The sequence below is a fragment of the Salibacterium aidingense DSM 18341 genome (genome assembly GCF_000429685.1).
GTDB classification, from domain to species: Bacteria; Bacillota; Bacilli; order Bacillales; family Marinococcaceae; genus Salibacterium; species Salibacterium aidingense.
The window spans coordinates 20707-45260 of sequence record NZ_AUCI01000018.1 but is presented as its reverse complement, the minus strand read 5'-3'; the positions used below and the strand labels follow the sequence as shown (position 1 = coordinate 45260).

Sequence of the window (24554 nt, the reverse complement as noted above, 5' to 3'; positions counted from 1 at the left end):
CACCTTTGTTTATTAACTTGCAGGCTGCTTATTGGATGATAGCAATCTTACTCATCCTAATGATAATCTTTATGTTTCTTACGTTAAGTATCAAGGTGAGTAAGAAAATAAGCGCTAAAAAAGAAGAAAAGTGCCTGGCTGATTTCCATAGCTATCTTCATTATCTTCAGGTTCAATTAGATAATCAGGCCATTTTGAGACCGCCTGTAAAAACACTGTCCCCTTTTGAAAAGAAGGTGCTGCAAAATACATTATTGCCATGGGTCGAGCGGTTGAAAGGAGTTCACCGAGAAAAACTGCTTACGTTATGCGAAGACATTGGATTGAATCAATATAACAAAAAGCGGCTGCAAAGCCCATGGTCCATGGTTCGTCTTGATGCTGCGTACCACCTCGGAATCCTTCGAGACCATGGGGCGACATCTCAATTAATCTCTATGTTACATCGCAGTAATTTTGATTCTTCCGTTTATATCATCGCCCGCTCGATAGCTCAAACCTCAGAAAACCCGGAGGAAATAAAACATCTCATTCAATATCTTGTGAACAATGGAAAACAGCATCTCCATTTGATTGCAGACATCTCTAAAGAATCTTCTTTAGATATAAGGCCGGTGTACGTCGACTTTCTTTATGAAACTCACCCGAAACTAAATAAAATCGGGCTGATTGGACTTCAGGACCAGGTAGATCAAGAGCTGCCGGAAATTGTTCAATCCTTTGTCCAGTCGGAGGATAAGGAAACGAAGATTCTTGCCTTACAACTACGTATGGCTGCTATGGACTTAACGGAAAAGGACATCCACCACTATCTCCAATCTCCAGATTGGGAGATTCGTAATCTGTTTGCCGATTGGATTGGTTATGCCGGGCTTGTCCAATATACGGAACTATTAAAAGAACGAATGCAGGAATCTCATTGGATTGTTGCCCGTACCAGTGCAAAAAGCCTGGCGCGATTGGGAGAGCAAGGATTTGAAATTCTCTGCGAGATAGCCGCCGGACTCCACGGCGAACAAGGAAAAGAACCAGCTGAAGAATATATTCATGAGAAGTTAAAACAAACCATCCATGGCTTTTCTCAAGTCAATGATATTACGGAATACAACCACAATGTATTTATTTATCAGAAATACTTTGGAAAAAATCATGAATTGACCAAGGCTCTATAGAAAGAAGGAACGATAGTGAGAGATTTTCTGCTAGTTTATGGGATATTTGCCATGTATTACGTGATTGTGATTAATACCATTTATTTTGGAATTATCATGTTTTCCTTCAGAAAAATAACCCGGATTATGAAGGAAACATTCTATTCCAAATATGAATTTCTTTCAGGCTCTAAACACATGCCGCCTATCTCCATTCTCGTACCGGCATTTAATGAAGAGCTGACTATTAAAGAAAACGTCCAGTCGCTGCTGGCTCTGCATTATCCCGCCCACGAAGTGATTGTAGTTAACGACGGATCCGGAGATAACACATCAAAAGTTTTAATAGATGAATTCCGCTTAAATTATTATAAGCCTACCCCCGTAGAGCAGAACACACTGTCTACAGCAGAGGTGAGAGGAGTCTATTATAATCCTGAATTTCCTAACCTTTACCTCATTGATAAAGAAAATGGCGGAAAAGCGGATTCCTTGAACGCTGGGATTAACTTCTCCCACTACTCGCTTGTTTCATCTATTGATGCGGATTCGCTGCTGGAAAACGATGCTTTGATTCGAATTGCGAGAAAGTATATGGAGAACCCGGAGGAATATGTAGCCATCGGGGGAAATGTCAGAATTGCCAACGGATGCAGAATTTCCAACGGGATGGTGCAGAAAGTCAGACTTCCCAAAAAATTATTACCTATGCTTCAAACCGTGGAATATATAAAAGCCTTTCTGGGAGGCAGAATCGGCTGGAGTGATATTAATGGGTTAATCATCGTATCCGGAGCTTTTGGCGTTTTCAGAAAAGACTACATTATCAAAGTCGGGGGTTATCGCGGTGGGTACCCCGGCGAAGACATGAATATTATTATCAAACTGCACCGATACATGCTGGATCATAACCTTCCTTATCAAATCGACTTCTGCCCGGATGCCGTATGCTGGACGCAGGCACCTGACACTTTCAAGATCCTTGGTAGTCAGCGAAAACGCTGGGGCAGAGGCAATTTAAAAAATATGCTGGAATTAGGAACGCGTATGTTTATGCGTCCCAGATATAAAGTAATGGGCTGGCTCACCATCCCTTACAACATCATATTTGAAACATTAAGCCCCTATTTTAGAATCACTGGTTTTCTAGCTCTTGTTGGCTATAGTTTGATAGATATGACTGGATGGAAGATCGTAGCCGTCTTCATGCTCATTAATGTACTGTATGGAACGTTGCTTGGATTGGGTTCTTTATTGATCGAAGAATTGGCATTCCGGCGCTTCCCAAGGATCAGGGATTACTTCAAGATGGTACTCTATACCATTTTAATGTTCTTTGGATACCGGCAGCTTGGCATCCTATGGAGATTTATGGGACACATTCAATTTTTCCGCAAAAACAATTCATGGGGAACGATGACTAGAACCAGCTGGAATGAGGATGAGGAGAAAGAAGAAGCTGCATAACACTAAGGAGGGTTCCGAAATGACAGAAACACGTATGAATTCTAGTATCATTCAATCTTTCAAGCATTTTCTTCATTACTATCAAGCAAGTAACCTGCCCTGCGGACTAATTATTGCCCATGCGGCACTCGACCAGAAGGGCATCCACTCGTTAATAACACATTTGGAAAAAGAAGAACCTGCTACGGCCTTCCAAGTAAACTATGACACAGAGCATCATATTCTCGGTTTGCTGCTGGATGACTGCGACCTTGGTTATACCCACTTTTACGCCTTACATGTGAAAGACTTTTTAGAAGAAAAAGACCGGCTGATGGGAGAAATGGTTGTAGGGAATTTTCCTGAAAACAGTGATCATGCAGAACAGATGCTCTCCCGTATGATTAATGAAATGATGATTGAACAAACGAATAAACAAGAAATCCGCGTATTTGACAACGAAACCATACAGAAAACAGATAAGAAATCTGTTTTGATTGTAGACCATGATAACAGTATTGTTCATCTTTTGACGAATTATCTACAGCGCAAGGGTTATATCGTTCATGCTGCAACAGATGGAAAGCATGGACTCGAACAGTATCAAAATCTGCTTCCTGATTTAGTTATCACAGAAATTAATTTATCCGGTATCGGGGGATATCAATTTATAAATCAGATTAAGAATATTGATAAACAAACGAAAGGTCACTCCGAAATCATGGTGCTGACAAATAAACAACTGGAAGAAGACATTAAACGAACTTTTGAATACGGAGCAGCAGAATATATTACCAAACCATTTTCCCTGATTGAACTGGAGGCACGGATCAAACGCCTTGTGGAAGTAACAGAATAAAGAAATGTATTAAATTCTATAAAAAAGAGGGATGTTATGATGGGGTATTTTGAACGATTGAGTCAGCGAATTGAAATGAAAGAAGCTCACATTGGTGTTATCGGTTTAGGATATGTCGGGCTGCCGCTTGCGATGGAAATGGTAAAAGCAGGCTTCCCTGTTTGCGGAATAGATTTAAACGAAGAAAAAATCAATGCCCTGCGGGACGGGAAATCCTATATTAATGACATTTCTGATCAAGACCTGCAGGAAGGCTTAAATACACATCGTTTCTTTCCTACCACGAACTATGACGTGGTAAAGGAATTAGATGCTATCAGTATTTGTGTCCCAACTCCTCTTAGTGAAAATCAAGATCCGGATACTTCTTTCATTACGCGGGTAATGGAAAACATCAAACCTTTTATTAAGAAAGGAATGCTGGTTACGTTAGAGAGCACAACGTACCCGGGGACTACAGAAGAATTGATTTTAAAAGAATTTAAGCGGATGGGATACGAGGCAGGAAAGGATATATTCCTTTGTTACTCCCCCGAGAGAGTGGATCCCGGCAATGATTCTTTCCACACGCATAATATGCCGAAAGTGATGGGCGGTATGACAGAAAAATGTAATGCTGTAGGGGAACTTCTGTACAGCAATTATATAGAACACGTCGTGCCGGTCTCTTCTCCAAAAGTTGCGGAGATGTCCAAGCTCTTGGAAAATACATTCCGCAGTATCAATATCGCTTTCGTCAATGAAATCGCGATGATGAGCGAACGGATGGATATCGATGTCTGGGAAGTGATAGATGCGGCTGCAACAAAACCCTTCGGCTTCATGAAATTCCAGCCGGGACCGGGGATCGGCGGCCACTGCATACCGCTGGATCCTATGTATCTATCCTGGAAAGCAAAAGGCTTCCGCTTCTACAGCAAGTTTATTGACCTCGCTCAATCTATTAATAATAATATGCCCGATGTTGTCGTCAGCAAAACATCTCAAGCTCTGAACATTTACGGAAAATCTATTAACAGTTCCAACATTCTTATTTTAGGCATGGCCTACAAACCGGATATCAGCGATTTACGAGAGTCTCCCGGCCTTTACCTTTATGAACTCTACAAGGAACATGGCGCCGATGTGGATTACTATGATCCTCATGCCCACAGCTTTTTAGATAATGAAGAAAATGTTGTTCATTCCATAGCCTACAATAAAGAAACATTGAAACAGTATGACTGCATGGTGCTGGTAACAAACCACAGCGATTTTGACTATGACGAGCTGGCCCACCTCGGGGTACCGATTGTAGATACCCGAAATGCTTTCAAGGAATATGACCTTTCCCACATTCACAAGCTGGGAACCGCATCAAAAGTGCACAAGAAGCAGCATGCTTCGATTGCATTATAAATAAACAAAAAACAAAGGAGTGGAGTTTTAAAATGTGCGGAATTATTGGTTATATCGGAGAAAAAGATATTCAGCAGGTATTAACGACAGGGCTTAGTAAATTAGAGTATCGCGGCTACGATTCAGCGGGCATTGCGGTGCATCACGGGGACTCTGTTCAAGTAAATAAATCCAAAGGAAGGCTGGACGAGCTGCATCAGCAGCTTGAACCCTCTCCCTTCTCAGCACGGATGGGCATCGGCCACACAAGATGGGCCACCCATGGCCCCCCTTCGGATGAAAATTCTCATCCCCATACAGACACGGGTCAAGAATTTGCGATTGTTCATAACGGTATTATCGAAAACTATTTAGAGATCAAACGGGAACTTACAGAAGAAGGGTATACTTTTTCTTCTCAAACAGATTCCGAGGTCATCTCTCACCTTTTCCACTACTTATATGAAGGGAACATGACGGCAGCTATTCAAAAGGTAGTCCAGCGTTTAAAAGGAGCCTATGCGTTAGGAATTGTATCCAAACATGAACCAGACCGTCTTTATGCAGTACGCGAAGCCAGTCCGCTGATTATCGGAGCCGGAAACGAAGAAGCATTGATCAGCTCTGATATACCCGCTGTTCTGGAGCACACCCGCGACATTTATATAGTAGAGGATGGAGAAATGGCCATCCTGACGAAAGACGATATTACGCTTTTGCAGACAAAAACCGGCGAACCGTTAAGCCGAGAAATCTTCCGAGTGAATTGGGACGTAGAGCAGGCCGAAAAGAATGGGTATGACCATTTTATGCTGAAAGAGATTCACGAGCAGCCGGAAGCGTTGAAAAAAACGATGGCAGGCCGGTTGAATCAGGAAACAAAGACGGTCCTATTTGAGGAACTGCAGTGGACCCGGGAGCGCGTGGAACAGTGGGATAAAATTACAATTGTGGCCTGCGGAACTGCCTATCACGCCGGTTTAATAGGAAAACACGTGATGGAAGAACTAACCCGCACCCCGGTGGATGTAGAAGTGGCTTCCGAATTTCGTTACCGCCGGCCGATCGTGGATGAGAAGACCCTGGTGATTGTTATCAGTCAATCTGGAGAAACGGCGGATACACTGGCAGCTCTCCGGCAGAGCCAGCATCTTGGAGCCAATGTTCTCGCCATTACGAATGTAGTAGGAAGCTCCATTGCCCGGGAAGCCGATGAGGTCATATTGACCATGGCCGGCCCTGAGATTGCAGTGGCTTCAACAAAAGCTTATACGACCCAGGTCCTCGTCTTCTATTTACTGGGAATCTACCTTGCCGATCTAAAACAAAAGATAACAGCAGACTACCGCCAGCATTTGCTTGAAACGGTCCTTGATATTCCAAATAAAATGGAAGAATTACTCGAATATTCCGAAGCACTCCGCCGGTATAGTGAATCCATTAAGGAGGCATCGAGCGTATTTTTCATCGGAAGAAGTCTGGATCATGCCGTTGTGCTGGAAGGATCGCTGAAACTCAAGGAAATTTCGTATATTCATTCCGAAGCTTATGCTGCCGGTGAGTTAAAGCACGGCACGCTTGCTTTAATTGAAGAAGGAACACCCATGATTGCTCTTCTTACCCAGGAAGAAGTAAGCGAAAAAATGCTGGGGAATATACAAGAAGTAAAAGCGCGGGGAGCTCACGTCCTCGGGGTGTCAAAGAAGGGAAATATGGAAATGTTGGAGTACGTGGATGAAGGCTGCTGCATTCCTGATTCTTTGTCTCTGATAACCCCGCTATTGACGGTGATTCCGTTACAGTTAATTTCTTATTATACTTCACTGGCACTTGGCAACGACGTGGATAAACCAAGAAATCTTGCTAAAAGTGTCACGGTAGAATAGGAGGCCCTTCGGTAATGAAGACACTAGAGCGACAGGAAACGACTTGGAATGAAACAGAGTTGAAAGACCTGATGCTTCATATTTTTCACAAGGTAGAAGACCAAACTATTGAAACAGATCAGCAGTTATTAGCTGAGGTCAGGAATGGACTGAAACCCTTGCTCCATTCCTCCATCACCAACGCCAAAGAACAGGAGGAACACCAGTGACTCAGACATTTGCAGTTGTATTAGCAGCCGGTAAGGGAACACGAATGCAGTCCGAGCTGCCAAAGGTTCTTCATCACGTTTGCGGCAAACCGATGGTGCAACACGTCATTGAACAGCTCCAGGATATGGCTGTAGAACGAATTCTTACGGTGGTCGGTCATAAAGCCGAAATGATTGAGAAACAGCTGGGCTCTTCTTCCGAGTATGCCTGCCAGGCAGAGCAGCTGGGCACAGCTCACGCGGTAAAAATGTGCCAAACAAAGCTGGAGGAGGAGCAAGGTTCCACCCTCATCCTCACCGGGGATACTCCCCTCATTACAGAACAAACATTAAGAAAGTGCCTGGACCATCACCACCGCGCAAATGCAGCAGCTACCATTTTAACGATGGTTCCGGAAGACCCGTCAGGCTACGGGCGGATTGTCCGGGACAAACGAGGACAGGTCGCACGGATCGTCGAGCATAAAGATGCAGCAGAGGAACAATTACAAATCCAGGAAGTCAACTCAGGCATTTTCTGTTTTGATAATACACTGCTGTTTCAAGCTCTGGAGCAGGTATCCACGGATAATAAGCAGCAGGAATATTATCTTCCGGATGTGATTGAAATTTTAAAACGTATGGGAGAAACAATATCGGCATTCCCGGCAGAAGATACGGAAGAATGTTTCGGCATTAACGATAGAACACAGCTTGCCCAGGCCGAAGAAATTTGTCAAAGACGAATCATGGAACATCACCGCCGCCGTGATGTGGTTATTACTGACCCCTCTTCTACTTTAATCGAAGCGGGAGTCGCCATCGGGCGCCATACTATCATCGAACCTCGTACCCGGTTACGAGGACACACTCAAATTGGAGAGGGTTGTAAAATTGGACCTGACGTCGACCTGATAGACTATAAGGCTGCCGATCATACTCATGTCCATCATTCTTCTTCAAATTCTCATGCGGAACCTTATGTCCACTAATTATCAAGGGAAAAAATCAGTAGTCAAAGAGCGTGCTATCTCTCTATTTTGCACCAAAAAAGGGTTGATCCTCCTTTGTGTTCTGGCAGCACTCTTCACAGCACTGGGGATTTTTATGGGGCAGAAAAACCAAGTGAAAGCAACATGGATATGGGACCTTGAGAACCTGGAGGAGAACCAGGAAGAGGCGGTTTCCTTTCTAAACAATCAAGGGGTGAACCTAGTCTATCTGCATATTGACTTGAAGAATTTTAACTCCGATACGTTTCAATCTTTTATCAAAAGGGCGTCCGATAAAAATATTGAGGTCTACGCGCTTGGCGGGGATCCGAACTGGGCCTTAACGAAAAACCAGGAAAGCCTGGATACCTTTGTTTCTACCGTCAAAGACTACAATCGCAAAGCAGAAGTTGAAGAAAAATTCCAGGGCATCCATGTTGATATAGAGCCTTATCTGCTGCCCGAATGGAAATCCGACAGAGAAAATGTGGTAACGCAGTGGATCAATAACCTGGAACATTTGAAAAATCAGGTGAAGCCTGGTTCCGAACTCACGATCAGCGGGGATGTGCCATTTTGGATTAATCAAGTGAAAATCCCGGGGAAAAATAAATACGTGGGAGACTGGATGATATCCACGCTGGATTCCATTACAGTGATGGCCTACCGGGATCACACAGATGGGGAGAATGGGATAAAAGGAATTGTGTCCCCCCTCGTGGAACAGGCAGCCAACCGCAGCAAATCGGTTGTTATTGCCGTAAACGTCATTGAAACCGACGAAGGCAGTCACACAACTTTCCACGATAATTCCCTAAGCTACATGAAACATGAATTGAACTCCCTCGACAACCGTTTTTCCGGCCATCCGGGTTATGGTGGAGTAGCCGTTCACGATTACCATTACTGGAAATCAAATCAAAACGGATGACAGGACCGCTGAAAGGGCTGATTTTTATTCAGTCCTTTTCCTGTTCTTCCTTCCCTTAGTTCATTAATTGAGGGACAAACGTTACGATTTCCGGGAATATTATTAAAATAACAGTAAAAATGAGCATGGTTATTACCATAGGAAGAACTCCCTTGAAAATATTTTCTATAGGAGTGTCTTTCAGAATCCCGCTGATAATATAAACACTTAATCCTAAAGGGGGGGTGAGAAGTCCAATGTTTAATGCCATCACAATGATCACACCGAACCAGACTCCATCAAATCCTAATTCTATTACAATCGGATACACAATCGGCAGGGTCAATACCATAATCGCTAGCCCTTCCATAAACATGCCCAGAAGTACATACACGATTAATATAAGAGATATAATAATATAAGCGTTCACTTCTAACCCACTGACGTTAGCCGCTAACTGCATTGGAATTTTACTCAATGCCAAAAACCTTCCAAACAATGTGGCCCCTATTAAAATTAAAAAAATCATAACCGATAGACGAATCGCCTCATCTAAAGAAGATCTCAACTTAGAAAATGATAATTTTCCTGTAAGCAGTGTTAACACAAAGGTTGCCATTGCACCTATACTGCCAGCTTCCGTTGGAGTAAAGACCCCGAAGTAAATACCGCCGATACTTATAATAAATATGACTAGAAACGGCCACACTTTATTCAGGGAGCTGAATTTTGAGGATAGAGACACTTTTTCTTCTTTTCTTGGTGCTTTTTCCGGATTTATTCTAACTTGTAGATTAATTGTCAGCATAAAAAGGAAGGCAAGGGCTAAACCAGGAATTAACCCTGCAATTAACAAAGGCCCAATAGGTTCCGATGTCAACGCTCCATACAATATGAGTATGACACTGGGCGGGATAAGAATTCCTAACGTGCCGCCTGCAGCTACTGCAGAGGCAGAGAAAGAAGAATTATAGTTGTAATGATCCATTTCAGGAATAGCGACTCTACCTAGAGTAGCTGTGGTCGCATTGGTTGAACCGGAAATCGCAGCAAAGATTGAACTGGCACCTATGGCAGCCATAGCCAGTCCCCCCCGTAAGTGCCCCATCCATTTATCTACCGCTTCAAACAAATCTTTTCCAAGGCCCGTATTCGTCATGAACATTCCCATCAAAACAAATAAAGGTATTACACTAAGGCCGTAATCGTTAACTGTACTGAAAGTAGAAGTGCTGAGTTGTGAAACAGCTACATCCCAGCCGGAAATCAACATTACCCCGAGAAATCCTACTAAGAACAAAGCAAGCCCTACTGGAAATTGAAGGAATATTAAAAATAATAAAATGATAATACCAATGATACCCGTAAGTTCAGGACTCATTTTTTTCAACCCCCTTTATAAAGGTTTTCATAAGTAACAGAGCAAAAGGAAGAGCAAATATAATGACTCCAGTACCGCCAAAAATTTGAAATAAATAAATAGGCAGGCCTAAATCACCTGTTTGTTCATTTCCTTGAAAAGCCCGAATGGAAGATCTAAAAAGTTGAAAGCTGGTAAAAAAAAGTAATATCAATATAATAATATTAAAAATAACGTTTATTATCTCTCTCAGGCGCCAATGACATTTACTCATTAGAAAATCGATAGAGATATGATCATTTGCGAGCTGAGTTGATCCCAAACTGAAAAAAACAAGGACAGCTAATGCAAGTCCAGTCATCTCATGAGCGCCAGCAATGGAAAAATTAAAAAAATACCTTCCTATAACATCTCCAGATATTAATAACATCATAAATAAGAGAAGCACCTTAGAAACATCGTGCATAATAGAGTTAATAGAATATACAATGATCTCAAATTTATGAAGGACTTTATCAGTAAAAGAGAGTGCTTTGGATGCCGACGCATCCAAAGACTCCTTCCTTTTATCACTCATCGCTCTCCTCCTCGATTGTAATTTCGTTCTGTTCCATCAATTCCGTGGTTCTATCATAAATTTCCTGTCCCGGCAAACCTTCCGCTTCTCTGTCTGAAATCCATTCTTCAATAATTGGCGAGGCTTTCTCCTCAAACTTTTGCAACTCCTCTTCTGGTAATGTAATAAATTCTATTCCTTCAGCTTCTGCTTCCTGTTTGGCTTCCTGGGAACGACCGTCAAAGGCTGCTCCGGCTCTTTTAGTCATCTGCGTTTTAATAAGTTCATCCTCTATAGCCGCCCGGTCTTCTTCCGAAATACGATTCCAGCTGTTCTCGTTCATCGCTGTCCAAAAAACACTATTGGTAAAATTGCCATGTGTAACATAATCGACAACATCAAAGAGATCAAAATCTTTTAAAGCTGCAATGGGAAGAACGGTTCCATCTACCGTTCCCTTCTGCATAGCCTCATAGGCTTCTGTAGCTGGAATAGACACGGATGTTGCTCCCCATGCTTCAATCATATCTGCTCCTTCCGGGTTAGGGGCTCTTAACTGCAGCCCTTTTACATCTTCAAAACTTCGAACAGGCTGCCCGTTTGTCATAATGACGTATTCATCGGTCCCATGAAACCATAATGGTTTTACCCCTTCATACTCTTCCTGAATGGATGGAAACTCTTCATATATTTTTTGCGCCACTACACTCACATGTTCCGCTGAACCTTGCGCCACAAATGGTAAATTAATGATAGAATGGGTGGTGAACTGTCCCGGAGAATACCCGGCTGGGGCCCAGCTCGCATCTTGAATACCATCCACAGTGTTATTGAAGGTTTCTTCCTCAGACGATAGGGCTCCTCCCGGGTACATTTCAAATGTAACCCGCCCCTCTGTTAAGTCCTCCACATCTTCTGTAAAAGGCACCATTGCTCCAGTGTGCTGTACATGCTCCGGCGAACTCATATGGCCGAATTTGAATTCTATTGATTCTCCTGACGATTCTTCTGCATTGGTTTCCCCTCCATCTTCAGAGCTTCCATTTGAATCAGCTCCTTCCGACTGCTCCTCACTGCCGCAGGAAGAAACAAAGGTTAACAGAAATAAAAATATACTAACGAATAGCACCTTTCCTGTAACTTGATTCATAAAAATCTAACCTCTCTTTCTTTTAAATATAATTATGGTAAAATTTCATAATGAACTAAAACAGCTCCGCCAGTGGCATAATTTGAAACGTCATTCGCTACTTTTTGACCTTCTTCAGACTGAAGAGCTTTTTCCATATCTTCTTTGCTGTCAAAATCCCCTTCCCATATACAGAAATAAGGGCTTGGTGATTCCATTCCTTGAACATTCAATCCATATCTCATATCCCTCAAATAAGGGAGAGTATTTGCCAACGGAATATGATGATTCTGATAATACTGACGAAAATGATTAGGATCCTCTGGCGGCGGGTACATTACTTTTAAACGGTACATAGCTGACTTCCCCTTTTCGTTATTTGGCCGGAACACGTTTATTCAACAAATACTTGTACATTTGCGAAACATCTGTGTTAGGCTGCGTTTCTTCAAATTCTTCCCACAAAGATAATACGACTCGAAATAAGTCGGCTGGAGTTTCCTGTTCTATGCTATCTCCATATAATTTTAAATCTTTTAATAATAGAGAACTTGAAAAACCCGCATCAAATTTTTCAGGAATCACACTTTCCATAAAAACATTATTGCTCATAAAACTGCTCCCGGTAGACACGTTTATAATTTCTATCATTTGTTTTAAATCCAGGCCTGCATGTACTCCAGCTGCTGCGGCTTCACTGGTGGCGGCTAAGATGGAGGAGGCTAAATAGTTATTGATGAATTTCATAGCTTGCCCCTGGCCAGAATGATTCCCCATATGAAATATATTAGTGCTAAAAGCTGACAACACGGGTCTTACAAAATCAAGATCCTGTGGTTCCGCTGCTGCCATAAGAGTTAACGTTCCGGCAGCGGCTCCTCTTTGTCCGCCACTGACGGGACTATCAATATACTTCATATTAGAATGGTTTAAAATCTTAGCACATTTTTCAGCTGCAGGGACTCCAATGCTCGATAGGTCCACCACGTACCTTACATGTTCCGTCATAGTTTCAGCCAACTGGCGGCACACGGAAATAGAGGCTTCTCCATTTGGCAGGCTCATTAATACTACTTCGACCTCGGCCATTTCTTTTAAACCAGATACGGCCATGGCACCGGCTGGCGCTCGTTCCTCTGTACCAGCAGCATCAAAGACAACGGTTTCAAACCCCCTTTGAACAAGACAAGCTGCCATAGGGGCTCCCATGTGTCCCAACCCTATAAAACCTACTTTAGGCGTCCCCATTTACATTCACCCCCTCTTCTTCGAACACTTTGTTTGCTATTTTAAAAGCTTCCGCTCCGGCAGGGATACCGGCATAAACCGTTACCTGCAGCAGGGTTTCCTTAATTTCTTCCATGGTGCAGCCATTTCTGACAGCTCCACGTAAATGCGTTTCATACTCGTTAGGGCGATTCAGTCCTATTAACAGGCATAAATTGTTAAGACTACGCTGCTTCCAGGGAAGCCCTTCTCTTCCCCACAGTTCACCAAAACAATATTCTAATAAGAAACGATGAAACTCGTCATCAAATTGATTTACGTTATTTAAAACCGGATCTACTCTCGCGTCTCCAAATAACTTCCTGAAGTTTCTTTCTCCTTCTTTATACATGTTATTCTCTGCCAACTCTGATTCTCTCTCCTTTCGTATTACAATCCGTACCAGTTCAATCCATCTTCACTTAAATCTACCCAAACATGCTTTGTTTCTGTATACATATCTAACGCTTCTGTACCTAACTCTCTGCCAAATCCACTCTGTTTCGTCCCCCCAAATGGAGCTGCGCTGTCCAGCATGCTGAAAGTATTTACATACACCGTCCCAGCCTGGAGCTTTTTAGCCATACGATGAGCTCTTTTTACATCGTTGGTCCACATTCCTGAAGCAAGTCCATAGATTGTATTATTCGCTTTTTTCAAGGCATCTGCTTCATCTGTAAAACGAATAACTGAAACAACGGGACCAAAAATTTCTTCCTGTGCTATCTTCATGTTATTGGAAACGTTTTCAACTATGGTTGGGGTATAGTAATAGCCGCTTCTATCCTTCTGACGTTCTCCTCCAACTGTCACCGTGGCTCCCTGCTCAATCCCCGAGGCTACATAGGACTCTACTTGTTCCAGCTGACCTTGTGATACCTGCGGTCCCATTTGTGTCGTCCCATCTAGTGGATCCCCTATTTTTATTTTCTGGACTTTCTCTCTGAATTCATCCATGAATTTATCGTAAATGCTATCTTGGACAAACAAACGGGAACCAGCAGCACACACTTGGCCCTGGCCAAAATAAATACCAAACATGGATCCATTTACAGCTTGTTCTATATCAGCGTCCTCAAAAACGATATTAGGAGATTTGCCGCCAAGCTCCAAGCTTACTGGCTTTAAATTTTTACTGGCTGCCTGCATGATGAGCCGTCCCGTATTGGTTGATCCGGTGAACGCAATTTTATCTACACCGGAATGGGAGGATAATGCAGCTCCGGCATGAGTTCCATCCCCCGGTACAACATTCAGGACCCCGTCCGGTAGACCGGCTTCCTTAAATAGTCTGGCCAGTTCAAGCACGCTAACCGGTGTCTGTTCAGGCGGCTTGATGACAATGGTATTCCCGGCTGTCAATGCTGGGGCTATCTTCCACATGGATATCATGATTGGGTGATTCCAAGGCACAATAGCACCTATTACACCAAGCGGTTCCTTCAGTGTATAATTAAATCGGTCGTTTGGAGAAGCCAATGTTTCTCCTTGTATTTTGTTGGCAAGACCTGCATAAAACTCAAGCACATCGATGGCGGCAGGAATAGCAATAAATTTTGTTTCATTAATAGGAAGACCGTTATCTCTGGATTCTACTTCCGCCAAGTAATCCACGTTTTCCCACAATTTTTGAGCGATTTTATAAAGCAGACGTCCTCTGTCTCCCGGAGCCATATCTGCCCATGGTCCAATTTCAAAAGCTTCCCTGGCAGCGCTTACGGCTTTATCCACATCCTGTTCATTTGCTTTCGATACGGTAACATACCCCGATCCCGTAGCAGGGTTGATAGATTCCATTGTCTCTTTCGAAACGCTGTCTTCCCACTTGCCTCCAATAAATAATTGAAAATCTGCTCCCATCTTCATTCCTCCTTCTTATACTCCCCTTTCAAAATGCAATTTTTATGCCAACTTTTAGACAGTGATCGCGCGGGAACATTAGTAAGTCGAAAAAAAGGATAATGTATCAAATTAAAACAGTTGATGTCCTAATTTGATACAAAATATATATCATACATGATATCATATATTATTTTAATATTTTTTAATTATCAGTTTAATGATATAATTGTTGAAAAGGCTTTCATTCAGGAGGTAATCGAAATGAAACAACTTTCTTCAAGAGATGAACTCATTAACCAATCATGGGGGCGCTGTTTAGAAAGAAACCTCGAACGTGCGGAAGCACCTATGGCCCAAAATCCCTCCCTTAATCAAGTGAAAGAAATAAAAGAAGAAAATGAAATCCTTCTGGAGTATTCTGTTCCTATACTTAATGAACTTCGACCTTATTTAGTTAAAAATAACCATGTCACTTCCTTATTGGATCGTCATGGACATGTCATATATACAATAGGCAGTGATCAATTGGCAGAGCAAGAAGAATTGGCTGATTTAAAACAAAAGGGGAACCTTCGGGAAGGTATCAATTGGAATGAACATTATAAAGGAACAAACGCTGCAGGTATTGCTTTAAAGGAACAAACACCTATTATACTTTTTGGCGAAGAGCATTTCTATAAAGAGAATGCTGCCTTGACCTGTGCAGCTAATCCCATCATTGCCCCTACCGGGGAAGCCGTGGGAGTGATTAATATTTACAGCATTGCTTCTCTTTTTAATGAATCTTCTTTAACTATGGGGAAATTAGCAGCTGAGACCATTCAACATAAATTAATGTTTCAGAATGTAACAAATGAAAAAATATTGGCTTTCCGTGAACTTAATCATCTATCCGATCATTATCATGAACCTATTATCTCACTGGACCAGGATTCCTATATTATACGGGCCAATGAATCAGCAAAGAGTATACTTGGGACAGACTGCGTCGGCAGACTGTATAATAATGAATATCCTGTGGAGGTAATCGGTGATAAATGGAATAAATGGTGGCGTTCCTATACTTTAAAAACCCCTGCCAGCGAATATAAAAGGAATCAGCCAAATTCTTATACATTTTCTGATATAAAAAGAAAATGTCATCATGTAGAAAAGCAAATAAAACTTGCTGCCAAAGTAGCTGTAACAGATCTTCCTTTAATATTACAGGGAGAAACCGGAACAGGAAAAGAAGTATTTGCACAATCGATACATGCACACAGTGACCGAAAACACAAACCTTTCATCACGGTGAATTGCGGGGCCATTCCGGAACATTTAATTGAAAGTGAACTGTTTGGGTATGAAAAGGGAGCGTTTACAGGAGCTCATCCCCAGGGTAAAAAAGGAAAATTTGAAGCTGCTCATGGGGGAACTTTGTTTCTTGACGAAATTGGAGAATTACCGCTGCAAGCTCAAGTTGCCCTCTTACGTGTCCTGCAGGAAAAAGAAATTACCCCGTTGGGTTCAAACCAAACAAAGACCATTGATGTCCGGATTATTGCTGCAACCAACTGCCGGCTTCCAGAGGAAGTGAACTCCAAACAGTTTAGGGCAGATCTATTTTACCGGCTGAAGGGAATTATTATAGATCTTATTCCTTTACGGGAAAGAACCGATTGTATTTATTTGGCTGAGGCTTTTTTGGAGGAAATTGACCCCCTGACCATGCTTAGTTCAAACGCAAAAGAAGCCATTGTACGTTATCAATGGCCAGGGAATATTCGTGAACTAATCAGTGTTTTAAATCAGGGTGTCTTTTTAGCGGAGAGCGGCGTTATCAAATCAGAGGATCTACAATTGAGTATTGCACCTGAGGCCGGCCGGGAATATGGGGGAGCCAAAACGTTGGAAGAAATAGAAAAAGAAACAATAGAACGTACGCTGGAATATACGGAGGGAAACATAAAAAAAGCAGCAGAACGTTTAAATATCACCAGAACCAGGCTCTATCGCAAAATAAATCAATACAATCTAAAGCCCTCTTCCTAACGAACCATGTAAATGAAAAACGTCCGCTGTCGGCCGTTTTTCTTAACTGAGATTAATAATAGTTAATTTTTCTTCTGTCATTTCTTTGATGGCATACTTAATGCCTTCTTTTCCTGTCCCACTTTCTTTTACCCCGCCATATGGCATGTGATCCACACGAAACGTTGGAATATCATTAATCATGACTCCCCCAACTTCAAGTGCCTCAGATGCTTCCATTGCTGTTTGAATATCATTCGTGTATATTCCTGCCTGCAAGCCAAACCGGGAATGGTTCACTTCTTCCATCGCTTTTTCTACAGAAGCTGTCGGGTTCACCACAACAACTGGCCCAAAAACTTCCTGACAGGATACCCTTAATTCTGGAGAGACGTTTGTTAAAACAGTCGGCAATAAAATGTTTCCTTCACATACTCCACCTGTTTTCTTTTCTGCTCCTGCATTTTCAGCTTCGTTTATCCAGGACAAAACACGCTCTACATCGCCTTCAGAAATAAGGGCGGAAACATCCGTCTTTTCTTCTAATGGGTCACCAGTTACTAATTTTCTTGTCTTTGCGACAAACTTTTCGATAAACGATTCATAGACATGATGGTGTACATAAATACGCTGTAAGGAGATACAGACTTGACCCTGATAGACAAATGCTCCCTCCACACACCTGGTAGCAGCCTTTTCAAGATCGACATCTCGGTCAATAATAACGGCTGAATTTGACCCCAATTCCAGGATAGTCTTATCCCCTCCCAACTTCTTCTAAATCACAAATGTCGGTTTCCGTTTTTTTAAGGTCGGTTCCGTTAGTTCTAATTTTCTACCGTGGTGTACATCCAGAACCCTGGATGCTTCATCAAACCAGCTATCCGGTGCTTCATGGCCCAAAACGTCTGCCGCATCGGATCATTTAAATCCCAGCGGATCGGTTTAAAATCCGGATCACTCGTTAGATAATCGCCGTTGTACAGTTCAATACGGTGGCCGTCCGGATCTCGGAGATACAAGAAAAAAGCGTTGGAAAGACCATGTCGTCCCGGCCCACGTTCTATATTCGGGGCATATCCCATCGAAGCAAGGACATCACAGCCGTCAATCAGGCTCATTGGGTCTTTCAGCCAAAACCCGACATGATGCAGGCGCGGCCCTGCCCCGTTCATAAATGCCACATCATGAACGCTCGGTTTCCGATGCAGCCAGGCAGCCCATATCCTTTCTTCCTCCCCCGCCGTATATTCCGAGCAGACAAAACCTAACTCATCGATGTAATAGTTGTACGCTTTTTCCACATCTGACACCATGCAGTTGAAATGGTCAATCCGCTGCACTTTCGCACCTTTGTACACATCATAGCGCTGAAGCATCCGTTCCACCGATTCCATCTCGGCATAATACTCGATCGGCAGTCCGGAAACATCCTGCACCCGCAAGGCCCGTCCTAAAGCATGCTGTGTGCCTTTTTCCAGCCATTTCACTTTTATTCCCTGTTTTTTATAAAACGCTTCCAACATATCAAGATCATCTTCTGATCTTACTTTATATCCTATAGCTTCCGCATTGGCTTCGTCCTTTTTCTTCAGCCAGAGGCTGTGGTGGTTATGCTCTTCAAGCCCACGGAAAAAGATGTTTTCCTTATCAGATTCCGTTTCAATAAAACCGAGAGCTTCGTAAAAAGCTCTCGATTTTTCCAGGTCGGTGACATGCAGAACGGCACGTCCACAGCGGATAATATCAAAATTCACATTTATTCCTCCTCAATATATTTACTTGCCGAACTGCGGGATATGATGCTCTCCCAGAGCGACATGAATAATCTGCACTTCCGTGTAAAATTCAAAGGCATAGTGGCCGCCTTCCCGGCCGATACCACTGTGTTTGGAACCACCAAACGGGGTCCTTAGATCGCGGACGTTCTGTGAATTCACCCAGAGCATCCCGGAATCTACTGCCTGCGCCACCCTGTGCCCGCGTTGGATATCTTTCGTCCAGACATAACCGGCAAGACCATACCTTACGTTGTTTGCCAGTTTGATAACTTCCTCTTCTTCTTTGAAAGTCATCACCGTTATCACAGGACCGAAGATTTCTTCTTGAACTACTGTCATTTCCGTATCAGCATTCAGGATAATCGTAGGCGGGATAAAGTTACCACTGCTCATTTCTTCCGGAACATTGCCGCTGAATACCTGACAACCCTCTTTTTCTGCGATTTTCAAGTAATTTTTCACATTATTATAGTGGTTCGCATGAATGAGCGGCCCTACCTGTGTATCTTCCTTCATCGGGTCACCAACGACGATGTTTTGTACTCTTTCTTTTAATCTTTCAATGAAAGAATCAGCTATGTTTTCGTGGATATATAAACGGGAGTTCGCCGTACAGCGTTCACCATTGAAGGAAAAAATACCCCAGGTGCATGCATCAAGAGCACGGTCTACATCTGCATCGTCAAAAACGATGATCGGCGATTTGCCGCCAAGCTCCATCGAAAACTGCTTTAGAGAATCCGCACCGTTTTTCATAATTTCAGAGCCGGTTGTTGTCTCCCCGGTAAAGGAAATAAGCTCCACGTCAGAATGAGCAACGAGGGATGCTCCTGCCCTTTCACCGTAACCATGTACAACATTAAAGACACCATCCGGAAGCTCCGCTTTGTCGATAATTTCCGCGAGACGGTTCGCTGTCAGCGGGGACCATTCCGCCGGCTTTAATACAACCGTGTTTCCTGTCGCAAGAGCCGGGGCGATCTTCCATGTTTCCAGCATAAACGGAGCATTCCAGGGCGTTATCAGTCCTGCAATTCCAACCGGCTTATGGATCGTATAATTGAGAAATTCATTATCCACTTGATAAGCATCTCCTACAAGCCTGCTGGATACCATTTCTGCATAAAAGCGGAAATTATGTGCCGCACGGGCCACCATCTTCTTCGTCTGACTGACCGGAAGACCTGTATCATACGATTCCAACGGTGCAATTTCATCAATGTATTCATCAATCAAATCGGCGATCCGATAAATGTAAGCCAGACGGTCTTTCAGCTTTAAACTGCCCCACTCTCCCTGAAAAGCCTTGCGTGCCGACTGTACAGCTTCATCAATCTCCTTTTCATCCCCGGAAGCAGCTTGATTAATTTTTTTATTCGTAAAGGGATTATAGTTATCGAACCATTCATTACTATGAGAATCCACGAATTGACCATTGATATAGTGCCGAATATCTTTCACATTCTTTTCAATAGACTTTGTTTTTGTCTCAACCTGACTTGGCATGTTTTCACTCCTTTATTATTTTTATTTCAGCAATATTATATATTTCATCATATATAATATTGCTTATTTTATTATTAACTGGAGACTGGTGTTTTTGGTTTAAACGGTGTGTCATTTAGTTTAATGGAGCCGGATGGACAGCCTTCGTAAGCCTCTTCGACATCTTCAGCCACTTCTTCCGGTACAGCCTGCACTCCCTTATTGTTGTCCAGGACACTTTGGGAGAAGCCGCTATCATCGTATTCGAATACTTCCGGGGCTATGGCACCGCACGTTCCGCAGGCAATACAAGTCTCTTTCTCTACTTTTGTATAACAAGCCATCGTAATAATCCCTCCTTTTATTTTATCCCTGCTGTTTTCTTATCACCCGGCTGGTCCATGATACTCGTACTGTGGGCCGGCTGCAGTTTTGCCTCTGGTTCAATATATACTTTCGCACTGCTGACAGCAGTGGGAGCTTCTCCAAAACCGGTGGCAATTAATTTTACTTTGCCGTCAAAGGTCGTAATATCCCCAGCCGCGTATATTCCTTCAATATTCGTTTCCATTCTGCTGTTCACTACAATTGAATTTTTTTCAATGTTTAATCCCCAATCCGCAATCGCACCTAATCTTGAAACAAAACCATAGTTAACTACTACCTCATCTACGTGGATGGTTTTTTGTTTCTCCCCTTTTGCTTTCTTCAGCATGACTTTTTCGATGTTATCGTTTCCTTCCAGACGTACAGGCTCGTATGGTGTTTCGATATTTACGCTGGACGCTTTTAAATTTTCGACACTGTGTTCGTGAGCCCGGAACGCTTCTCTCCGGTGAACTACGGTCACTTTTTCTGCAATCGGCTCCAGCATCAAAGACCAATCCACGGCGGAATCGCCTCCGCCGAATACAGCGACCCGTTTCCCATTAAATTGAGTCAGATCATTAATGAAATAATGAAGGTTTTGTCCTTCATACTGTTCCGCTTCCTTCAGTTTTAACTTTTTAGGCTGAAACGCACCATTCCCTGCTGTAATAATAATTGTCTTCGTATAATGAATATCACCGGTTGCCGCCTGAAGGAAAAAGGTACCATCCTCCAGTTTCTCAACTTTTTCGACCGATTGCTCCAGACAAACCTCCGGATGAAATTCTTCCATCTGCTCTATCAAATGATTCACTAATTCCTGAGCCCGAACTTTAGGAAAGCCAGCCACATCATAGATGAATTTTTCAGGATAAAGGGCTGTTAACTGACCGCCCAGGTGGGGCAGACTTTCGATAATTTTCACGGACAATCCCCGCATGCCGGCGTAAAACGCTGTGAAGAGACCGGCCGGGCCGCCTCCGATTACCACAACGTCAAACTTCTCCTTTTTCTCAGTCATTCTATTTTTCCTCCTTCCCCATCTTTTTCTCTTATTGACAGCCTCCGCTGTTTCTATCATTCTTTTCTTAAAGGAGTGTTTCGAACCAATGGCTGCCGACCTTCACCCCCATTCAAAATTATTTAACGAGCTGCACCAAACCTATTTCCGCATTCACCGCATTGACCGGAACAAAAGAGCACCGGAATGGAGCATCGACAAGACGGACCGTCCTTATACTGTGTTCTGGTATGTGCACGCGGGGGAAAAAACTGTCAAAATTAATGATGTGTCCTATCATGTACAAGAAGGAGAGCTTGTTGTTTTCCCGTCTCAAGTGCCGTTTGAAATACTTAAGTCCAAAGAAAAAGGCCTCGATCATTTTGAAATTGCCCTGGAAAATCGGCTTGGTCCATTTCATCTCATGTCTTTATACCAGTTTCCTATTATCACCAGACTTGCAGAAACACCTGAAACCAAACAGCTTCTGGATTTATGGCAGCAGCTGCTGCAGGAATGGTCTCCAGAGAAGCGGAACCCTTTTTCTCCTGAAAATGGGAAGCTTCAGTTTGATTTAAACCAAACCATCCGCCTTTTAACTTTTAATGCATTGACCCTGAACTGGCTTCAAACTGTACTTTCTCTGCTGCAGCCTTACGCGGAGGAACTTTTTCCAACCGTGGATACCCGTTTCCAACAACTGTTTTACTTTATTAACGATCATCTTGCTGAAAAGTTAACGTTAAAAAGACTCGCCGATGAAGTGTATTTAAGCGAAAGCCACTTAAGCCTCTTATTTCGCAAACACTTAAAGATGGCACCTATGGAGTACGTACGAATGGTGCGGATGCAAAAAGCGAGAGAACTGCTGCTATCAACCACCATGCCCCTAAAACAGGTTGCTGAAACAATCGGCTTTGACGAGCAGAGTCAGTTAAGCAGAGCTTTCCGCCAGACGGTCGGAGTCAGCCCTGCTGAGTACCGGCGCAACGGAGATCATATTTAACCTGTTGTCAGAGAAACATGGCAAGGTTTTTGACCGTTAACACGGGTTGGTCCGGATAAATACGACGGGAAACAATGGTAAATTTTCCCTCTGTTTTGCGGAGGACATCTTCCCGTTCTCCGAATAACTCCTCTGTTTCTATTTCTGAACTGCGGCTGCGTTTATATAAAAAGCAGCTGTGCACATGGTATTCCTCCGGGGCTTCCCCCTCGTGAATGACAACATTATGGATATAATGACGCTGACGGGTCGCCGGATTATCCACCCACGCGGACTTCGTAAATAAACGTTCGACCCGCAATTCCAGATCTGGTTTCCTTTCATCAAGGTACGTCATGTTTTCATTAATATTTGAACCTTCCTTATTATCCACCGTGACCCGCAGCGGCATCGCATACTGAATATCATCCGCCAGCAGGTTCAGCCAATCTTCATAGCGGCGGTGATCCAGCAGATATGCTTCATGATAGTAAAACTGCTCTACTTCATATTGCAATTGAGCGTTCATACTTTTTCCTCCTCTTCCATGTCCGCTGTGATCAGACTTAACCAGTACCGGTGCATACTTCTTGCGATATGGTCCGTATAACAGGAAGGATACGCCGTTCCCGGGCCTGGAAACTCTTTATCCGGCTCTAAGTTGTCAAATCCCATAAGGTAGTTAATTACATTATTATAATTCAGGCTGCGATCCCGGGCCATTTTGCCCTGACTTGCTTCTACGATGCGAGCCCAGTTTTCTGTATCATCCTGTTCCAGGGTTCCGGCTGCGCCAAACGTATTGAGAAACCCTCGATATGATTTTTTCTTAAATTCATATGGCAGGGCTTTGTCAATCATGAACCACACAAGGATTTCAATTTTGTCCGGACCAAGCGGTCTCCATACCCGGAAATTCAAGTGATTGTGCCCGTTTCCTTCCGACCCGCTCTGGGTACTGATAAAAGAGAGGTTTGGAAAGACACCGCCTACAAAGTTCGTTACTCTTGAAAACACCTCTTGTTGATTTTCGGTCAGGTTCCGTTCAAACATTGGCCACATGTCCTCCGGCATCCCCTGATATTTCAGACGGGAGCGTCCAGTTTCTGAAGTTATAACGTTAATACCATGTCCATTGTCCAACACGACCTGATGACCGTAAGAAGCGTACATTGGGTCTTTCGGGGTCAATTCCAGTTCGACTGCCGAGCGGTGGGTGGTCTGGACGTGGTACGGATCCGCCGCGAAGTTTTCACTTGTCATCTTCCAGTTCGCCTTTGCCACCCAGCGGTGCGGCACCCCCCATACTTCCATACCGCCGTCGCTGCGGCCAAGCATGATATCAAAATACCACTTCATGTTTCCAAGGTAATCCTCCAGCGGTTCCGCCTCTGGATCCAGATTTCCGAATATCATTCCCTGATAGCTTTCCACCCTTGGGATCGGGCGAAGACCCCAGTCGCCTTTATCCATTTTTTCACCAAACACTTTATTGCCCGCGACAACGCCGATCAAATCGCCGTCCAGACTATAGGTCCAGCCGTGATACGGGCATGTATGCGCTTTCTTATTTCCGTAATCTTCGGTACATAAGCGCGTTCCCCGGTGCGAACAGGAATTAAGAAAAACGTTGATTTCCCCCTGCTTGTTTTTCATCATCAATACTGGGTCTTCCGCCATCATGCGTGTAACGTAATCACCGGGTTCTTTCACCTCGGATTCATGCCCGATAAACAGCCATGTTTTCGCAAAAATCTTATCCTGTTCCAGCTTGTAAATATCGGGATCTGTTACCATCCACTGCGGAAAGTGGCCTTCCTTTAACTGTTCCTTTACTTGTTTCAGCTCTTTGGCGTTCATTGATGTTCACCTCACTCATTTTTTGACAGTGCCTTCAACATTTGGATTAATCATTTTTTTCAGAATTTTTTCTGCCCCAAGCGTGCTTAAAAATTCCGCTGT

General features: G+C 43.3%; 23 protein-coding genes and 1 pseudogene. 10 read left to right on the top strand and 14 right to left on the bottom strand.

The features are described from left to right. Positions 1-5: 5 nt before the first annotated feature. Genes G475_RS0116265 through G475_RS25380 form a run of 8 tightly spaced genes read left to right on the top strand, consistent with a single transcriptional unit; the run spans position 6 to position 8830 of the window. Positions 6-1172 carry a HEAT repeat domain-containing protein gene (locus G475_RS0116265; protein ID WP_026702184.1) on the top strand — a complete coding sequence of 389 codons (1167 nt, stop codon included), beginning with the start codon at positions 6-8 and terminating at the stop codon, positions 1170-1172. 15 nt (positions 1173-1187) lie between these two features. After that, positions 1188-2618 (top strand): glycosyltransferase family 2 protein, encoded by a 1431-nt coding sequence (locus G475_RS0116260; RefSeq protein WP_026702183.1) that lies wholly within the window; start codon positions 1188-1190, stop codon positions 2616-2618. A 19-nt stretch (positions 2619-2637) separates the two neighbouring features. After that, positions 2638-3456, top strand: coding sequence for a response regulator transcription factor (locus tag G475_RS25390; protein ID WP_051302610.1), 819 nt, complete (start codon positions 2638-2640; stop codon positions 3454-3456). A gap of 39 nt (positions 3457-3495) precedes the next feature. Then, positions 3496-4854, top strand: a complete 1359-nt coding sequence (locus tag G475_RS0116250; protein WP_026702182.1) for a nucleotide sugar dehydrogenase — start codon at positions 3496-3498, stop codon at positions 4852-4854. 32 nt (positions 4855-4886) lie between these two features. Beyond that, a complete protein-coding gene (gene glmS / locus G475_RS0116245; RefSeq protein ID WP_026702181.1) occupies positions 4887-6719 on the top strand; it encodes a glutamine--fructose-6-phosphate transaminase (isomerizing) in 1833 nt (610 codons plus the stop codon). 14 nt (positions 6720-6733) lie between these two features. Then, positions 6734-6928 (top strand): hypothetical protein, encoded by a 195-nt coding sequence (locus G475_RS0116240; protein ID WP_026702180.1) that lies wholly within the window; start codon positions 6734-6736, stop codon positions 6926-6928. After that, positions 6925-7899, top strand: coding sequence for a sugar phosphate nucleotidyltransferase (locus tag G475_RS25385; RefSeq protein WP_051302608.1), 975 nt, complete (start codon positions 6925-6927; stop codon positions 7897-7899). The genes G475_RS0116240 and G475_RS25385 overlap by 4 nt, the downstream gene beginning before the upstream one ends. Further along, positions 7889-8830 (top strand): hypothetical protein, encoded by a 942-nt coding sequence (locus G475_RS25380; RefSeq protein WP_156911751.1) that lies wholly within the window; start codon positions 7889-7891, stop codon positions 8828-8830. The genes G475_RS25385 and G475_RS25380 overlap by 11 nt, the downstream gene beginning before the upstream one ends. A gap of 55 nt (positions 8831-8885) precedes the next feature. On the opposite strand, the gene G475_RS0116225 is transcribed toward G475_RS25380, so the two are convergent. Genes G475_RS0116225 through G475_RS0116195 form a run of 7 tightly spaced genes read right to left on the bottom strand, consistent with a single transcriptional unit; the run spans position 8886 to position 14980 of the window. Next, complete coding sequence (locus G475_RS0116225) at positions 8886-10190, bottom strand: TRAP transporter large permease (protein WP_026702179.1); 1305 nt, start codon at positions 10188-10190, stop codon at positions 8886-8888. Next, positions 10180-10746 carry a TRAP transporter small permease gene (locus G475_RS0116220; protein ID WP_026702178.1) on the bottom strand — a complete coding sequence of 189 codons (567 nt, stop codon included), beginning with the start codon at positions 10744-10746 and terminating at the stop codon, positions 10180-10182. Before G475_RS0116220 ends, G475_RS0116225 begins: the two co-directional genes overlap by 11 nt. Continuing rightward, the gene (locus G475_RS25375; protein WP_051302604.1) at positions 10739-11875 is read right to left on the bottom strand and encodes a TRAP transporter substrate-binding protein; all 1137 of its coding nucleotides are present in this window, start codon (positions 11873-11875) and stop codon (positions 10739-10741) included. The genes G475_RS0116220 and G475_RS25375 overlap by 8 nt, the downstream gene beginning before the upstream one ends. Before the next feature lie 32 nt (positions 11876-11907). After that, on the bottom strand, positions 11908-12210 hold the full coding sequence (locus G475_RS0116210) for an EthD family reductase (RefSeq protein ID WP_026702177.1): 303 nt from the start codon (positions 12208-12210) through the stop codon (positions 11908-11910). A gap of 19 nt (positions 12211-12229) precedes the next feature. Then, positions 12230-13102 (bottom strand): NAD(P)-dependent oxidoreductase, encoded by an 873-nt coding sequence (locus tag G475_RS0116205; RefSeq protein ID WP_026702176.1) that lies wholly within the window; start codon positions 13100-13102, stop codon positions 12230-12232. After that, the gene (locus tag G475_RS0116200; protein WP_026702175.1) at positions 13089-13487 is read right to left on the bottom strand and encodes a carboxymuconolactone decarboxylase family protein; all 399 of its coding nucleotides are present in this window, start codon (positions 13485-13487) and stop codon (positions 13089-13091) included. Before G475_RS0116200 ends, G475_RS0116205 begins: the two co-directional genes overlap by 14 nt. Positions 13488-13510: 23 nt before the next feature. Further along, positions 13511-14980 (bottom strand): aldehyde dehydrogenase family protein, encoded by a 1470-nt coding sequence (locus tag G475_RS0116195; RefSeq protein ID WP_407636208.1) that lies wholly within the window; start codon positions 14978-14980, stop codon positions 13511-13513. A gap of 243 nt (positions 14981-15223) precedes the next feature. On the opposite strand from G475_RS0116195, the gene G475_RS0116190 reads away from it, so the two are divergent. Continuing rightward, the gene (locus G475_RS0116190) at positions 15224-16993 is read left to right on the top strand and encodes a sigma-54-dependent Fis family transcriptional regulator (protein ID WP_026702173.1); all 1770 of its coding nucleotides are present in this window, start codon (positions 15224-15226) and stop codon (positions 16991-16993) included. A 42-nt stretch (positions 16994-17035) separates the two neighbouring features. On the opposite strand, the gene G475_RS25370 is transcribed toward G475_RS0116190, so the two are convergent. From G475_RS25370 to G475_RS0116165, 5 genes and pseudogenes are all read right to left on the bottom strand, one after another. Next, a complete protein-coding gene (locus G475_RS25370) occupies positions 17036-17743 on the bottom strand; it encodes an aldehyde dehydrogenase family protein (protein ID WP_084414164.1) in 708 nt (235 codons plus the stop codon). A gap of 6 nt (positions 17744-17749) precedes the next feature. Beyond that, positions 17750-18729, bottom strand: a pseudogene (gene hpaD / locus G475_RS25365) (3,4-dihydroxyphenylacetate 2,3-dioxygenase). 21 nt (positions 18730-18750) lie between these two features. Continuing rightward, positions 18751-20259 (bottom strand): 5-carboxymethyl-2-hydroxymuconate semialdehyde dehydrogenase, encoded by a 1509-nt coding sequence (hpaE, locus tag G475_RS0116175; protein ID WP_051302600.1) that lies wholly within the window; start codon positions 20257-20259, stop codon positions 18751-18753. Between the two features lie 74 nt (positions 20260-20333). Then, positions 20334-20582, bottom strand: a complete 249-nt coding sequence (locus tag G475_RS0116170; RefSeq protein ID WP_026702171.1) for a ferredoxin — start codon at positions 20580-20582, stop codon at positions 20334-20336. 17 nt (positions 20583-20599) lie between these two features. After that, entirely contained in the window at positions 20600-21628 is a 1029-nt protein-coding gene (locus G475_RS0116165; protein WP_026702170.1) for an NAD(P)/FAD-dependent oxidoreductase, read from the bottom strand. An 88-nt stretch (positions 21629-21716) separates the two neighbouring features. Here G475_RS0116165 and G475_RS26465 point away from each other — a divergent pair, with 88 nt between their 5' ends. After that, on the top strand, positions 21717-22613 hold the full coding sequence (locus G475_RS26465) for an AraC family transcriptional regulator (protein ID WP_051302598.1): 897 nt from the start codon (positions 21717-21719) through the stop codon (positions 22611-22613). Positions 22614-22620: 7 nt separating this feature from the next. On the opposite strand, the gene G475_RS0116155 is transcribed toward G475_RS26465, so the two are convergent. Further along, the gene (locus tag G475_RS0116155; protein WP_026702168.1) at positions 22621-23121 is read right to left on the bottom strand and encodes a 3-phenylpropionate/cinnamic acid dioxygenase subunit beta; all 501 of its coding nucleotides are present in this window, start codon (positions 23119-23121) and stop codon (positions 22621-22623) included. Then, on the bottom strand, positions 23118-24452 hold the full coding sequence (locus tag G475_RS0116150; protein WP_026702167.1) for an aromatic ring-hydroxylating oxygenase subunit alpha: 1335 nt from the start codon (positions 24450-24452) through the stop codon (positions 23118-23120). The genes G475_RS0116155 and G475_RS0116150 overlap by 4 nt, the downstream gene beginning before the upstream one ends. Positions 24453-24554: the final 102 nt, after the last annotated feature.

Bases quoted from the DNA above. Each gene is read 5' to 3' on its own strand.
- G475_RS25390 (WP_051302610.1), top strand. From the start codon at position 2,638: ATGACAGAAACACGTATGAATTCTAGTATCATTCAATCTTTCAAGCAT.
- G475_RS0116250 (WP_026702182.1), top strand. From the start codon at position 3,496: ATGGGGTATTTTGAACGATTGAGTCAGCGAATTGAAATGAAAGAAGCT.
- glmS (WP_026702181.1), top strand. From the start codon at position 4,887: ATGTGCGGAATTATTGGTTATATCGGAGAAAAAGATATTCAGCAGGTA.
- G475_RS0116240 (WP_026702180.1), top strand. From the start codon at position 6,734: ATGAAGACACTAGAGCGACAGGAAACGACTTGGAATGAAACAGAGTTG.
- G475_RS25380 (WP_156911751.1), top strand. From the start codon at position 7,889: ATGTCCACTAATTATCAAGGGAAAAAATCAGTAGTCAAAGAGCGTGCT.
- G475_RS0116225 (WP_026702179.1), bottom strand. From the start codon at position 10,190: ATGAGTCCTGAACTTACGGGTATCATTGGTATTATCATTTTATTATTT.
- G475_RS0116220 (WP_026702178.1), bottom strand. From the start codon at position 10,746: ATGAGTGATAAAAGGAAGGAGTCTTTGGATGCGTCGGCATCCAAAGCA.
- G475_RS25375 (WP_051302604.1), bottom strand. From the start codon at position 11,875: ATGAATCAAGTTACAGGAAAGGTGCTATTCGTTAGTATATTTTTATTT.
- G475_RS0116210 (WP_026702177.1), bottom strand. From the start codon at position 12,210: ATGTACCGTTTAAAAGTAATGTACCCGCCGCCAGAGGATCCTAATCAT.
- G475_RS0116205 (WP_026702176.1), bottom strand. From the start codon at position 13,102: ATGGGGACGCCTAAAGTAGGTTTTATAGGGTTGGGACACATGGGAGCC.
- G475_RS0116195 (WP_407636208.1), bottom strand. From the start codon at position 14,980: ATGGGAGCAGATTTTCAATTATTTATTGGAGGCAAGTGGGAAGACAGC.
- G475_RS0116190 (WP_026702173.1), top strand. From the start codon at position 15,224: ATGAAACAACTTTCTTCAAGAGATGAACTCATTAACCAATCATGGGGG.
- hpaE (WP_051302600.1), bottom strand. From the start codon at position 20,259: ATGCCAAGTCAGGTTGAGACAAAAACAAAGTCTATTGAAAAGAATGTG.
- G475_RS0116170 (WP_026702171.1), bottom strand. From the start codon at position 20,582: ATGGCTTGTTATACAAAAGTAGAGAAAGAGACTTGTATTGCCTGCGGA.
- G475_RS0116165 (WP_026702170.1), bottom strand. From the start codon at position 21,628: ATGACTGAGAAAAAGGAGAAGTTTGACGTTGTGGTAATCGGAGGCGGC.
- G475_RS26465 (WP_051302598.1), top strand. From the start codon at position 21,717: ATGGCTGCCGACCTTCACCCCCATTCAAAATTATTTAACGAGCTGCAC.
- G475_RS0116155 (WP_026702168.1), bottom strand. From the start codon at position 23,121: ATGAACGCTCAATTGCAATATGAAGTAGAGCAGTTTTACTATCATGAA.
- G475_RS0116150 (WP_026702167.1), bottom strand. From the start codon at position 24,452: ATGAACGCCAAAGAGCTGAAACAAGTAAAGGAACAGTTAAAGGAAGGC.